Origin of the sequence: Pseudomonas weihenstephanensis, from assembly GCF_001043055.1 — a bacterium.
Lineage (GTDB): Bacteria > Pseudomonadota > Gammaproteobacteria > Pseudomonadales > Pseudomonadaceae > Aquipseudomonas > Aquipseudomonas weihenstephanensis.
Genome location: NZ_JYLF01000003.1, coordinates 621,287 through 633,692, shown reverse-complemented (window position 1 = coordinate 633,692; position 12,406 = coordinate 621,287). Strand labels below are relative to the sequence as shown.

Below are 12,406 nucleotides of genomic sequence, written 5' to 3'. Positions count from 1 at the left end.
TCAGTGGATAGGGTGTTATGTCCGGAAAAGCGCAACAGCAGTCTCGTATCAAAGAGTTGATCACCCTCGGCCGTGAGCAGAAGTATCTGACTTACGCAGAGGTCAACGACCACCTGCCCGAAGATATTTCAGATCCGGAGCAAGTGGAAGACATCATCCGCATGATTAATGACATGGGGATCCCCGTACACGAGAGTGCTCCGGATGCGGACGCCCTTATGTTGGCCGATGCTGACACCGACGAAGCCGCTGCTGAAGAAGCAGCCGCAGCGTTGGCGGCAGTAGAAACCGATATCGGTCGCACTACCGACCCTGTGCGCATGTATATGCGTGAAATGGGCACGGTAGAACTGCTGACACGCGAAGGCGAAATTGAAATCGCCAAGCGTATTGAAGAAGGCATCCGTGAAGTGATGGGCGCAATCGCGCACTTCCCTGGCACGGTTGACCATATTCTCTCCGAGTACACTCGTGTCACCACCGAAGGTGGTCGCCTGTCTGACGTCCTGAGCGGTTATATCGACCCGGACGACGGTATTGCGCCGCCCGCAGCCGAGATTCCGCCTCCTGTCGACCCCAAGGTGAAAGCCGAAGGTGATGACGAAGAGGACGATAAGGAAGAGGCCAGCGAAGAAGAGGAAGAGGTCGAAAGTGGCCCCGACCCAATCATCGCGGCACAGCGCTTTGGCGCCGTTTCCGATCAGATGGAAATTACTCGCAAGGCCCTGAAAAAGCACGGTCGCGACAGCAAGCAGGCAATTGCCGAGCTGGTTGCCCTGGCTGAGCTGTTCATGCCAATCAAGCTGGTCCCGAAGCAATTCGAAGGCCTGGTTGAACGTGTTCGTAGCGCCCTGGAGCGTCTGCGTGCGCAAGAGCGAGCCATCATGCAGCTGTGTGTACGTGATGCACGTATGCCGCGTACCGATTTCTTGCGCCTGTTCCCGGGCAATGAAGTCGACGAAAGCTGGAGCGACGCGCTGGCCAAGGGCAAAAGCAAATACGCTGAAGCCATTGGTCGCCTGCAACCGGACATCATCCGTTGCCAGCAAAAGCTGTCGGCCCTGGAAGCTGAAACCGGCTTGAAGATTGCCGAGATCAAGGACATCAACCGTCGCATGTCGATCGGTGAGGCCAAGGCCCGCCGCGCGAAAAAAGAGATGGTTGAAGCCAACTTGCGTCTGGTGATCTCCATCGCCAAGAAGTACACCAACCGTGGCTTGCAGTTCCTCGACTTGATCCAGGAAGGCAACATCGGCTTGATGAAAGCGGTAGACAAGTTTGAATACCGCCGCGGCTACAAATTCTCGACTTATGCCACCTGGTGGATCCGTCAGGCGATCACTCGCTCGATTGCCGACCAGGCCCGCACCATCCGTATCCCGGTGCACATGATCGAGACGATCAACAAGCTCAACCGTATTTCCCGTCAGATGTTGCAGGAAATGGGCCGTGAACCGACCCCGGAAGAGCTGGGTGAACGCATGGAAATGCCTGAGGATAAAATCCGCAAGGTATTGAAGATCGCTAAAGAGCCGATCTCCATGGAAACCCCGATCGGTGATGACGAAGACTCCCACTTGGGTGACTTCATCGAAGACTCGACTATGCAGTCGCCAATCGATGTCGCCACGGTTGAGAGCCTTAAAGAAGCGACACGCGACGTACTCGGCGGCCTCACAGCCCGTGAAGCCAAGGTACTGCGCATGCGTTTCGGTATCGACATGAATACCGACCACACCCTTGAGGAGGTTGGTAAGCAGTTCGACGTGACCCGTGAGCGGATTCGCCAGATCGAAGCCAAAGCGCTGCGCAAGCTGCGCCACCCGACGAGAAGCGAGCATTTGCGCTCCTTCCTCGACGAGTGATCCCAAAACCCCCGGCCCTGCCGGGGGTTTTGCTATGTGCCCGCCACACGCTTCACCTTCTTTTCCCCTCTGCACATCCTCGCGCCCTGCCCCCGTCTACACTCGACTCACCCGAGCGTAGAGCGAGACGCGCATGCCCCGACTGATAGCCCCCCTCTGCTTACTGTTCATCGCCTGGACGGCAACGGCAAACGCCCTGACGCTGACCGATGAAGAGCGCCAGTGGCTGGATAACCACCCTGAGCTGCGCCTGGGGATCGATGCTACGTGGCCGCCTTTCGAATTCCGCGATGAAAAAGGTCTCTACACCGGTCTTGCTGCGGACTACGTGCAACTGATCAAAGACCGACTCGGCGTAACGATAAAACCCGTGGAGCCGTACAGCTGGAGCAACGTGCTAACGCTGGCCAAAGAGGGCAATCTGGATTGGCTGCCCGGCATCATGTCGACCCCCGAGCGGCAAAAAAGCTTGGCCTTTACGCGTCCCTACCTCGACTTCCCGATAGTGATCCTGGCGCACAAAGGCGGGGCCTCACCAAAAACCATCAAAGACCTATACGGTTTGAAAGTCGCGGTGGTTGAAAACTATGCCCCCCACGAGCTGCTTCAGGCCCAACACCCCGACCTGAATCTGGTGGCACTGCCCAATGTCAGCTCCGCATTGCAAGCATTGGCCACCGACCAAGTGGATGCGATGGTCGGCGATCTGGCCTCCAGTGTGTGGAGTTTGCGCCAACTCAAACTGGATGGTTTGTACGTCAGTGGCGAAACGCCCTACCGCTATCAATTGGCAATGGCCGTGCCTAAAGATCAGGCCGTTTTGCTGCGCCTGCTCGATAAAGTCATGGCCGATATAAGCCCACGCGAACTCCAGGCCATCCAGGAACGCTGGATCGGCAACACTAACGACTACGGCCCCCTGTGGCGCGGCGTGCTGCTCTATGTATTGCCGGGCATCCTGTTGCTGGTCAGCGTCTTGGTGGTGGTAATTCGGATCAACCGACGCCTGAGCTCCGAAATTTCCCGCCGTATCGCCCTTGAACAAGAACTGCGCAGCAGCGAATACCGCTACAGAGGGCTGGTCGAAAGTCTGTCGGCTATTGCATGGGAGGCGCATCTGGATGACTACACCTACACCTACGTGTCCCCTCAAGCCGAAGCGTTAATTGGTTACCCGTTGGCGGATTGGTTAGTACCGGGTTTCTGGGCCAAAATCGTTCACCCCGATGACCTGGACCGAACCCAAACCTTCTGCAACCAAGAGATCAGCGCGGGCCGCGACCACAGCATCGACTATCGCGTACTCACCGCTGACGGCAGAACCCTGTGGCTACGCGACATCATCAGCCTCACCCACCACAACGAAAAACCCGTTCTGCGCGGCCTCATGATCAATATCAGCGAAGCCAAACACACCGAAGAAGCCCTGCGCCTGTCGGAAGAGAAGTTCGCCAAAGCCTTTCACGCCTCCCCCGATGGCTTGTTGTTGAGCCGCCAAAGCGATGGCCTGCTGATCGAAATCAATGAGGGGTTCAGCCGGCTGAGCGGCTACGACACGGCCAGCGCGCTGAACCGCTCATCCCTGGACCTGAAGATTTGGGCCGACCTGCACCAGCGCAATGAATTGTTGGCATTGCTGAAACAACATGGCTTTGTCCGTGATTTCAGGTGCAACCTGCGGCACAAAAGTGGCCGCATTCGCTTGTGCGAAGTTTCCAGCCGTCCGCTGATGATAGGCGGCGAAGCGTGCATGCTGACCATCGCTCGCGACATCACCGAACGCCAACACATGCAGGAAAAACTGCAACAAACGGCCACCGTCTTTGAAAGCACGGCCGAAGGTATTTTATTCACCAACCCACAGCAAAAAATCACCGCCGTAAACCGCGCCTTTAGTGAAATCACTGGCTACAGCGAACGTGAAGCATTGGGCCATACGCCCCGCATACTCGCCTCCGGCCAGCACGACAGCGCGTTCTATGCCGCGATGTGGCACCAACTCACAAGTGAAGGGCACTGGCAGGGCGAAATTTGCAACAAACGCAAAAATGGTGAGTTTTACCCCAGTTGGATGACCATTAGCGCAGTGCGCAATACCGAAAATATCGTGACCCACTTTGTGGCCGTGTTTGCCGACATTTCCAGCCTCAAACACGCTCAGGCGCGCCTTGACTATCAAGCCCATCACGACCCGCTGACCAGTTTGCCCAACCGCTTATTGTTCGAAAACCGACTGCAACACGCTCTTAACGAGCACAGCACACAAGGCAAATGCGGCGCCGTCCTGTTTCTGGACCTCGATCGTTTCAAAAACATCAACGACAGCCTGGGCCATCCCGTCGGCGATCTTTTGCTCAAGGGCATCGCAACGCGCCTGAAAGAGCAATTGCGCGATATCGATACCGTCGCCCGCCTGGGCGGCGACGAATTCATCATCCTGCTGCCGGGCCTGCACCAACCCCACGATGCCGAACTGATTGCCGACAAGCTGCTGACGTGTTTCAACGCGCCCTTTCCTGCTGGCGAACACGAACTGTTTATCAGTGCCAGCATCGGCACCAGTGTTTACCCGGATGACGGCAGCGACGTTGCCACACTGGTTAAAAATGCCGATGCCGCCATGTACCGCTCCAAGCTCAAAGGCCGCAACCGTGTGGAGCGCTACACCCACGACCTCACCTCACAAGCGCGTGAGCGCGTGGTGCTTGAGCAAGAGCTGCGGCGCGCCCTTGAACGCAATGAGCTGTCCCTGTTCTATCAACCCAAAATCAGCCTGCTTGATTTTACGCTGGTGGGCGCCGAAGCACTGATTCGCTGGACTCATCCCACGCTGGGCGTTATTCCGCCCGAGCGCTTTATTCATCTGGCCGAAGAAAACGGCATGATCATCCAGGTGGGCGATTGGGTACTGGAGCACGCGTGCGCACAACTAAACATCTGGAATCAGGGTTACGAACCTTTTGGCCCGGTGTCGGTTAACCTTGCCGGCGCCCAGTTGCACCAGCCTCGTCTTGTCGGACGTATCCGCCAGTTACTCAACAGTCACGGCTTGAAACCCGACTGCCTGCAACTGGAGATCACTGAAAACTTCATCATGAGCCAAACCGAAGAAGCGCTTAAAGTGCTGCACCAACTCAAACGCCTGGGCGTGCAACTGGCCATCGACGACTTCGGCACCGGTTACTCTTCGCTCAGTTACCTCAAGCGACTGCCGCTGGACACCCTGAAAATAGACCAATCCTTCATCCGTGGGCTGCCGGACGACCCACATGACGCGGCCATCGTGCGCGCCATCATCGCCTTGGGTCGCAGCATGCAATTCACCGTCATTGCAGAAGGCGTAGAAAACCTCGCCCAACAAGATTTCCTAGCCCAGGCAGGCTGCGAGCAAATTCAGGGCTACATCGTTAGCGTGCCTTTATCGGCAGAAGAATTCGCTGCGACATTTCTTCGTATCTCTATTTCAGACTTTTCGGATAGCACTGTAGAGAAACCATCGTTATAATCCGCGGCCTACTGAGGGCCTATAGCTCAGTTGGTTAGAGCAGGGGACTCATAATCCCTTGGTCGTAGGTTCGAGTCCTACTGGGCCCACCATACTCAAAGCCGCGCACTGCGCGGCTTTCGTGTTTCTGGGGGGTGGGTTTTGGCTTTTCAAAAAGCTCCAAAAACCGGTTTCCGTCCACAAACCGTCCACACTTCAAAAAAACCGGCTCAGAAAACCACCACGTACCGACGCGCAACCCAGCCCTCAACCGCCTCACCATCGATCTCTGCCAGGACATAAACCCATCCATCTTTAGACCCTTCCAACACATCTAGAAACACACCTCGCGCCAGGCGTCCGAGTTCAGGGGAATCAGTACTGAACGACGATCGTAAGATCACTTGCTCTCCTGTGGTAACGCACTGCCCCTCCAGCAATGCCTTTTGCGCCTCCGAGAGCCCCTTAAATTGCTTGCGTACCTCGCTAGACGTTCCTGCGGACGCAACTATGCCCTCTACCCAAGTACCAACAGTGATAAGCGCCGAGGCATGATTCATCAGCTCAAGAAACAACAACAAATAGATTACGCACAAGTGTCTCTTGGACTGATGTGAGAGTTGACTAAGATCGCCACGACTTTTTAACAGGCCAATAATTTCTTTTTCTACTTCGGGCTGGGCAGCAGACACTTCCTCCCAAGTACTAACATCCAATGTAACCGAAGCAGGATCTAAACCTTCTTGAAGATCCAAAAAAGCCAAACCATCTGCTGACTCTACCGTTGCAAGATAGCTATATAGCGCTGATTTTTTTTGAATCTCAAACCATTTAGCACTTTGCGACAAACCTAGCATATTACTCGATACGGTGCCTATCCCAGACTTATTGATCTGCCCTAACAGTTCAGCATAACGCCCCAACTTCATACCAGAAACAGCTTCTTGAGCTTTAAGAATCTGTTCTGCAAAACCGCTAGTTCTTATAGAAGAAACTGCTTCATGCGCCAAACTAAGCTGCTGCGCAATACCGCCAAGCCTGAGAGAGCTAACTGCTTCCTGCGCCTTGCTAATCTGATCTATAAAGCCGCCACTCTTCATGACAGAAACGGCTTCCTGCGCCTTGAGTATCTGTTCCGTAATTCCACCGCCGACCTTCACGAACGCAACGGCTTTCTGCGCGTTGAGAATCTGCTCTGCAATGCCATCAAGCTTCATAAGAGAAACTACGTCTAGAGTTTTTCCAAGTTGCTCAGCCGGACTATTGGCAAGAATACTGGCATACATTGGCTTATTAAATAAATCCTGCATCTTCTTCAGCGCATCCCCACGCTGTTTCTTTTTATCGTCTTCATCCATCGCCCCACCACTCCCTCAGTTTTATTATTTGTTAGCGAGAGGATTCAAATTAACAACCTCCGCCATATGCCCCGGACTAAAGTGCGCATACTTCTGCGTCATTGCTAATGTTGCATGCCCCAACACTCGCTGCAGGGTCAAAATATCCCCGCCATTCATCATATAGTGACTGGCAAATGTATGCCGCAAAACATGAGTCATTTGGCCATCAGGCAGGCTAATCCCAACTGACTTTACTGACCGGCGGAACGTGTTGTACGCACAGCCCGCAATGGATCCGTTTGTACACCAGGTTGCGGCTGCCTATCGTGGCGCCATACGCAACCCACCCAAGCGAACAGCCCATGCCACGATCCCTTGTTTCTGACTGGAAACGTGTCGCCACCAGCAGCAAAACCGCCGACGGCCGCACGATTGATCCACAGGACCTGCGCGACATTGCGGACACCTATAATCCCGCCACCTACACCGCCGTGATCTGGTTTGAACACATTCGCTACATGGGCAATTTCGGCAGCGTGGTCGAGGTCAAAGCAGAAGACATAGATGGTGGGAACGTCGCGCTGTTCGCCAAACTGGCCCCCAACGACCGCCTGCTCCAGCTCAAAAAAGAAGCGCAGAAGCTGTTCACCAGCGTGGATGAACGCTTTAGGCCCGGCAAAGGCACTGGCCGGCACCAAACTTGCGGGCACCACCAAACGACTGGCCAGCCTCGGCGGATTGACCAGCACCAACCCCGGGCCGGTAGGGCCTGCTGCAAAAGCTGCTATCGAAGCTGGCCGTGTCGCCATGACAGAGCAGATGGGGCACTCACTCACCTGCCTGGTCATTACTCCCTTTCAAAGTGGTGTCGGGCAGGGGCGCGGATATCAGCGCTTTCTGTCGGCACCCAATCTGCTAGCATTGCTCGGTGACAAGCTGTTGGACGGCTCGCTTGAACGGCAAGCGGGTGTTGATCGGTACGCCCTCGCGATCATCTTCCGGGCCACCCACTACAAACAGTTAGCTGAAACGTTGTCACGCTTCAATGCCCTGCTGCCAGTGCCCTAACTGGTGCGCAGTGAGAAGCGCGCCCGATATCTGTCGCGCCTTGAGGCTGAAAAGTGGTTTTTGCCCAGCGCCCCTTCGCTACCGCGTTGGGGGACCCTGCCCTTGGAGCACTGCACGATCACCAGGGCGGCCAAGCAATCGCTTTCCGGCCAACTGGCAGGACTGGAAAACTACTCGGCAGGCCGTTCGCCGCTGACCGATTTATCAGCACTTGCTGCACGTAAAGCTAGGCAGGTTGCTGCCCGCGATCAGCAGCTAAAGAATTTACAGAACCAATTGGCGAGCCCGAATCCGGACGCAGCCATGGTTGTGCGCTTGGTTGGCCCCGGGCACTACGCAAAAATACGCAGCGACTTGCTGACGGGCAACGCACCGGGCCATGAATGGGTGCTGTGCGCAGGTTTGATACTGCTGGGGTCAAAAGAAGGGTTGAGTTTCGTTCAGGAACTGGTGGGTCTATGACGCTGCTGCTCGATGGACAGAAGGCCAACGGCAAGTCGCTGAAGGTGACCGCCAATCTGAGGATAGAGAGGGGTGATTTGTCCGGGCAGACCAGCAACACCGACAGCTCACACAAAGGGTTCAAACCCAAAACGCTGACGGTCTCGTTGCTGATTCCCTATCGCGACCGCGCACATCTGATGGAGTTGATGCGCCTGTCAGAAACCACGGTAGATGGCGGGCAGCGCAAGACATACCGAGTGGTCAACGACACTGCCGAGGCTTTCGGCGTGCGACAGGCGAATTTCAGCGACACCATTATCGCCCGAGAAGACGACAGCCTGGCCGCCTGGCGCGTGCAGTTCACGCTCAGCGAGAAGCTATCGAACCCGGAACGGGTCGAGACACGCCGCCCAGCGAACAAGGTTAACCAGCAGACCGGCAGCGGTAGCAGTGTGGCCGCCGCCTCTGTGCCCCACGAAGCCAACACCCCCGAATTAAGCGGGTTTGAGAGCATCTTGAAGCGCGTGGATGACTACCTGGGACCCGCCCGATGAAGGCCCACGTGGTGATCAGCGTCAACGGCCAGCCCTTCGATCTGGTGTACCACGACGTGCGTTTGAACTTGCACAATCCCGGTCGTGCCAGCTTGACGATCAAGGCTCAAGCGCCTGTGCGCGGGCTGGTCACGCTGGATCTGGGCTACAACGACAAGCCCTCGCAGCGGCACTTTGTCGGCTATATAGAGCGCTGCACCAGCGCGAACCCGTATGAGCAAGTACTGTTTTGCCGGGAGCTAGCAGCGATTTTGAGTTATCCACTGCCTCTGGCACTGCGCCATGTGGACTTGAGCGCGGTAGTGGCTGAAGTCAGCCGGCTGACAGGGCTGCGCTTTCGGGTAGGCCAACGGTTGCAGGCGCCCAGGACCTGGCTGGGATCCGAAGGGGTCAACGTCCTGAAAGTGCTATGCGACCTGCTCGACCTGGTGGAGTAGATGAACATCGCCATCGCCAGCCACACCCACGGCCCGACACCGCCGCCGGGGAATGCCAGTGAATTTTCAACGCATGCAGGATCTGCCCAGGTACTGGCCGGGCAGTTGAAACCCATTACCGGATGAATCAATGCAAGACATACGTTGCGGTCACTGCGCCCGCAAACTCGCCGCTATCAGCGGTTTTGATGAATTACAGATCAAGTGCCCCGTTGCCGGACACTGAACCATTTGAAGGCCCAGAGCCTCCCGCCAGCGTGCCGCGAGCATCCAGAACAACGAGTTCAAGCATGCAGCAACCCACCATTGGCAGCCTGTTCGCAGGCATAGGAGGCTTTGATGTCGGATTTGAAAACGCCGGATACCGCACCGCTTGGCGAGTCGAGCTCAACCCCGTCAACCGGGCTGTGCTTGCCGAGCGATTTCCCCATGCACGCCAATTTGAAGACGTACGCCAGTGCGGGGCCCACAACTTGTGCGCCGTCGATGTCATCACCGCAGGTTTCCCCTGCCAGGACATCAGCATTGCAGGCTGCCGGGAGAACAACCGCGCCACCCGAGAACTGCAAGGTGAGCGCAGCGGATTGTTTTGGGAAGTCATACGAATCCTCAAAGAAACACAACCTCGCTGGGTGGTCCTTGAGAACGTCGTTAACCTGCTCGCTGTCAACGATAGCCGAGACTTTGAGACAGTCATCCGGGCCCTTGCGGAATGCGGGTATGTGGGATTTTGGCGAGTGCTTAATGCTCAATATTTCGGAGTCCCCCAGCAACGTCGCCGGGTATTCCTGGTCGCCGGTTATCGACGTATGCCCCCCATCCAGTTCCTGGCTGACGCCGCGCCAGTGGACGCAATATCTCCAGCGTATCAATCGCAGCGCTGGCCACGCCCCGCGGATGCCTGGGCTGCCAATACTCTATTGGCAAACAAAGCCGGATCCCAAACCACTATGGGCTGTACCACTCTCGTCGCTGAACCGCACGGATGGGATCAGATGGTTGAGCGGCAGCGAACGGCTGAAGATGATGGGCTTTGCCTCGGACTGGATGCGGCCAACCTTGCGGAGGCTTTTGGTGCCGGAAATGCCGTTGTTACGCAGGTGGCGGAGTGGGTTGGGCGGGGGTTGATGAGCTCAGAGGATTAGAGTGACGGGGCTGGGATGCTTCGAACTGTTGGTGATCCTACCCACGTCACGCCGGTTTTAGTATGCGCTCATACCGGCACTACCCCGGATAGCCCTCCGAGGCTAGCCGCTTCATTGACAAAGGCAGCCACTTCGCGGTGCTCCAACGCTTTGACCTTAGGCGCTGCCAACAGATTCAGCCAGACGGCCAGACGCGTAACACAGGACGGTATTTGCTGAGCAACTGCATCGGCGTGAATAAACAATACGTTCTCCAGATCCTCAGGACTCAGGCGTTGAAGCTCTGGTTTTATAGCCTCGGCAATTCGACCAATCAGCTCGGCAACCTGGGGAGCCTGCTGACGCAATGCATCATGTCGACTTGGATATGTTGGGGTGTACAGGATTGGCATGGGTAGCCTCCAAAGACTGGATAACGCCCCAAATCACTGGGACACGTTCTGGTGCTACTTATGCCGGCAGGGGATGGTGAAAGCAATATTTTGTTGACGAGTGGATAGGTTGACAGGTTGACAGGGGCGCTTGGCGGGGCGTAGGCTTTGCTTACGTGCTCAAATGTGAGCAACGGAGGAGAACCTATGAACAGCGTAACGATTGAGAGATCCCAGAGCAACGTCAAGTCAATTGACGAAGCTAAGGCCTCGCTCGTACAGAAATTCATAGCCCGGATGAACAACGTATCCGAATCCGTGGTTATCGATGCTGCGAAGCTCGACGACGATAAGGCTTTGGCTGTAATTATCAAAAAGGCCAGCAAAGTCAGCGATAAGCCGTTAAGTGTTAAAGCACGTAACGAAATCGCTTTCGCTAAGCTAAAAGCAAATGCGTTTGAAGCAGTTAAATCGTCTTACGACCTTCTTGATGCCGGCGATGCATGCCTAATACTTGGCATATCGAAGCAAGCCTTAAGCAAAAAGACAAAATCAGGTCAAGTAATTGCCTTTACTAAAAATCGGCGTAAGTACTACCCTGATTTTCAGTTCGAAAAAAACAAAGCTACTGCATCGATAAGCAAGCTTCTTAAAGTGTTGGATATCGATCCAGAAGATGAATCCAAGGTAAATCTTCTGGTTGGTTTTCTGGCAAAGCCGATGGATTTCTCCAATCCAGGTGAAACCGAAAACGTGCTGCCTCGCTATAAGTTCCTGGACAATGAGCTTGCTTTCCAGATCATCGTTCGAGACTTTAAAAACCGTTTGGAAATGGGCAAGTAAAAACTGGACTCCTGCAAGGGAGTCCAGCTTCTTATACTACGGACAGGTTCAAGTCTACCAAGAACTCCACCGCCGTTTTATCGTCTGTAAGCAGGGCCTCTGCTAAAGGCTCTGAACTTACAGGCACTAACTGTGTTTTTCTTCCTTCGAACAACACAAGATTACACCACTCAAGCGAAGCTGCTCCGGGTAACACAGTAGAGGTATAGAGGAGACCATCAATCTCTGGACCATATCTCATGCTCACAGCACTCAGCGTTTGGGTAAGGCTGTAACCTTCACTACCTTGCCCCTTAGCTTCAACGATAGCTCTTGCTTTCCGCCCCGTGTAAGCAGCAAGCACCCCTACATCAATCACTTTCAGCGGACGAGCCGCCTTCAGCTGATGTAGAGACCGATTCATAATGTCTTCCATCAAGACAGAAGAATCGGGGCCGCCCGGCCCATGCTGGAATGTCTCCGCAATAGCAACCTTGCTACTGCCTGCCAAGTAACAAACGCCGATTTCCTTCTCTGGATCCCCATAACGTGTGTCAGAGTCTCGGTTGTAGAAAACTGGGTTGTCAAACTCGGTGGGTTGTACACGAGCCCACAGCGTATCCGTATCAATCGTCACCACCACATCTGGGTGCTTAGATAGTGCAGATTTAAACTCCTGCTCAACTTCGCTGCTTTGTTTTTTTGCCCCGCTCACTATACTTGATACTCCCATGGAAATTATAATTTGTGCTCATGGCTTAAACCCCATATGCGATTTTTTTTGACTATTGGAAACCAATAGCCTCTGTTGCAGGCTGTTGCCTGCCCGAATATTACAACTGACTTCCTCAAGAAAAACCACCATTTTCAGAACTT

At 54.9% G+C, this 12,406-nt stretch carries 11 protein-coding genes, 1 tRNA gene and 4 pseudogenes; 12 read left to right on the top strand and 4 right to left on the bottom strand.

The features are described from left to right. Nucleotides 1–17 precede the first annotated feature (17 nt). The 3 genes from rpoD (at nt 18) to TU86_RS10515 (ending at nt 5,462) form a co-directional block, all read left to right on the top strand. Complete coding sequence (gene rpoD, locus TU86_RS10525; protein ID WP_048364221.1) at nt 18–1,865, top strand: RNA polymerase sigma factor RpoD; 1,848 nt, start codon at nt 18–20, stop codon at nt 1,863–1,865. 133 nt (nt 1,866–1,998) lie between these two features. Continuing rightward, on the top strand, nt 1,999–5,370 hold the full coding sequence (locus TU86_RS10520) for a bifunctional diguanylate cyclase/phosphodiesterase (RefSeq protein WP_048364220.1): 3,372 nt from the start codon (nt 1,999–2,001) through the stop codon (nt 5,368–5,370). A 15-nt stretch (nt 5,371–5,385) separates the two neighbouring features. Then, a tRNA-Ile gene (locus TU86_RS10515) sits at nt 5,386–5,462 on the top strand. 117 nt (nt 5,463–5,579) lie between these two features. Here TU86_RS10515 and TU86_RS10510 read toward each other — a convergent pair. Together TU86_RS10510 and TU86_RS22435 are read right to left on the bottom strand one after the other, a co-directional pair. After that, nucleotides 5,580–6,707 carry an SH3 domain-containing protein gene (locus TU86_RS10510; RefSeq protein ID WP_048364219.1) on the bottom strand — a complete coding sequence of 376 codons (1,128 nt, stop codon included), beginning with the start codon at nt 6,705–6,707 and terminating at the stop codon, nt 5,580–5,582. A 24-nt stretch (nt 6,708–6,731) separates the two neighbouring features. Next, a pseudogene (locus TU86_RS22435) lies at nt 6,732–6,965 on the bottom strand (tyrosine-type recombinase/integrase); the annotation flags it as partial. An 86-nt stretch (nt 6,966–7,051) separates the two neighbouring features. Here TU86_RS22435 and TU86_RS23270 point away from each other — a divergent pair. From TU86_RS23270 to TU86_RS10490, 8 genes and pseudogenes are all read left to right on the top strand, one after another. Continuing rightward, a pseudogene (locus TU86_RS23270) lies at nt 7,052–7,288 on the top strand (GPO family capsid scaffolding protein); the annotation flags it as partial. Between the two features lie 58 nt (nt 7,289–7,346). After that, nucleotides 7,347–7,757 (top strand): hypothetical protein, encoded by a 411-nt coding sequence (locus TU86_RS23580; RefSeq protein ID WP_338053663.1) that lies wholly within the window; start codon nt 7,347–7,349, stop codon nt 7,755–7,757. A gap of 102 nt (nt 7,758–7,859) precedes the next feature. Then, entirely contained in the window at nt 7,860–8,219 is a 360-nt protein-coding gene (locus TU86_RS23575; RefSeq protein ID WP_157395892.1) for a hypothetical protein, read from the top strand. Further along, nucleotides 8,216–8,755 carry a baseplate complex protein gene (locus TU86_RS10500; protein ID WP_048364218.1) on the top strand — a complete coding sequence of 180 codons (540 nt, stop codon included), beginning with the start codon at nt 8,216–8,218 and terminating at the stop codon, nt 8,753–8,755. Before TU86_RS23575 ends, TU86_RS10500 begins: the two co-directional genes overlap by 4 nt. Further along, nucleotides 8,752–9,099 (top strand): annotated as a pseudogene (locus tag TU86_RS23145) (hypothetical protein); the annotation flags it as partial. The gene TU86_RS10500 and the pseudogene TU86_RS23145, both read left to right, overlap by 4 nt. Before the next feature lie 93 nt (nt 9,100–9,192). Further along, nucleotides 9,193–9,318 carry a hypothetical protein gene (locus tag TU86_RS23495; protein WP_275575747.1) on the top strand — a complete coding sequence of 42 codons (126 nt, stop codon included), beginning with the start codon at nt 9,193–9,195 and terminating at the stop codon, nt 9,316–9,318. A gap of 4 nt (nt 9,319–9,322) precedes the next feature. Next, nucleotides 9,323–9,522 (top strand): annotated as a pseudogene (locus TU86_RS23665) (Com family DNA-binding transcriptional regulator). Then, a complete protein-coding gene (locus TU86_RS10490; protein WP_048364217.1) occupies nt 9,483–10,337 on the top strand; it encodes a DNA cytosine methyltransferase in 855 nt (284 codons plus the stop codon). The pseudogene TU86_RS23665 and the gene TU86_RS10490 overlap by 40 nt, the downstream one beginning before the upstream one ends. A 68-nt stretch (nt 10,338–10,405) precedes the next feature. Here TU86_RS10490 and TU86_RS10485 read toward each other — a convergent pair whose 3' ends face one another. Next, nucleotides 10,406–10,729, bottom strand: coding sequence for a hypothetical protein (locus TU86_RS10485; RefSeq protein ID WP_048364216.1), 324 nt, complete (start codon nt 10,727–10,729; stop codon nt 10,406–10,408). 186 nt (nt 10,730–10,915) lie between these two features. Between TU86_RS10485 and TU86_RS10480 the strand changes: the two genes are divergently transcribed. Beyond that, complete coding sequence (locus TU86_RS10480) at nt 10,916–11,551, top strand: hypothetical protein (RefSeq protein ID WP_048364215.1); 636 nt, start codon at nt 10,916–10,918, stop codon at nt 11,549–11,551. Between the two features lie 31 nt (nt 11,552–11,582). On the opposite strand, the gene TU86_RS10475 is transcribed toward TU86_RS10480, so the two are convergent. After that, nucleotides 11,583–12,245: an RES family NAD+ phosphorylase gene (locus tag TU86_RS10475; RefSeq protein WP_157395891.1), complete on the bottom strand. Its 663-nt coding sequence runs from the start codon at nt 12,243–12,245 to the stop codon at nt 11,583–11,585. Between the last annotated feature and the right edge of the window lie 161 nt (nt 12,246–12,406).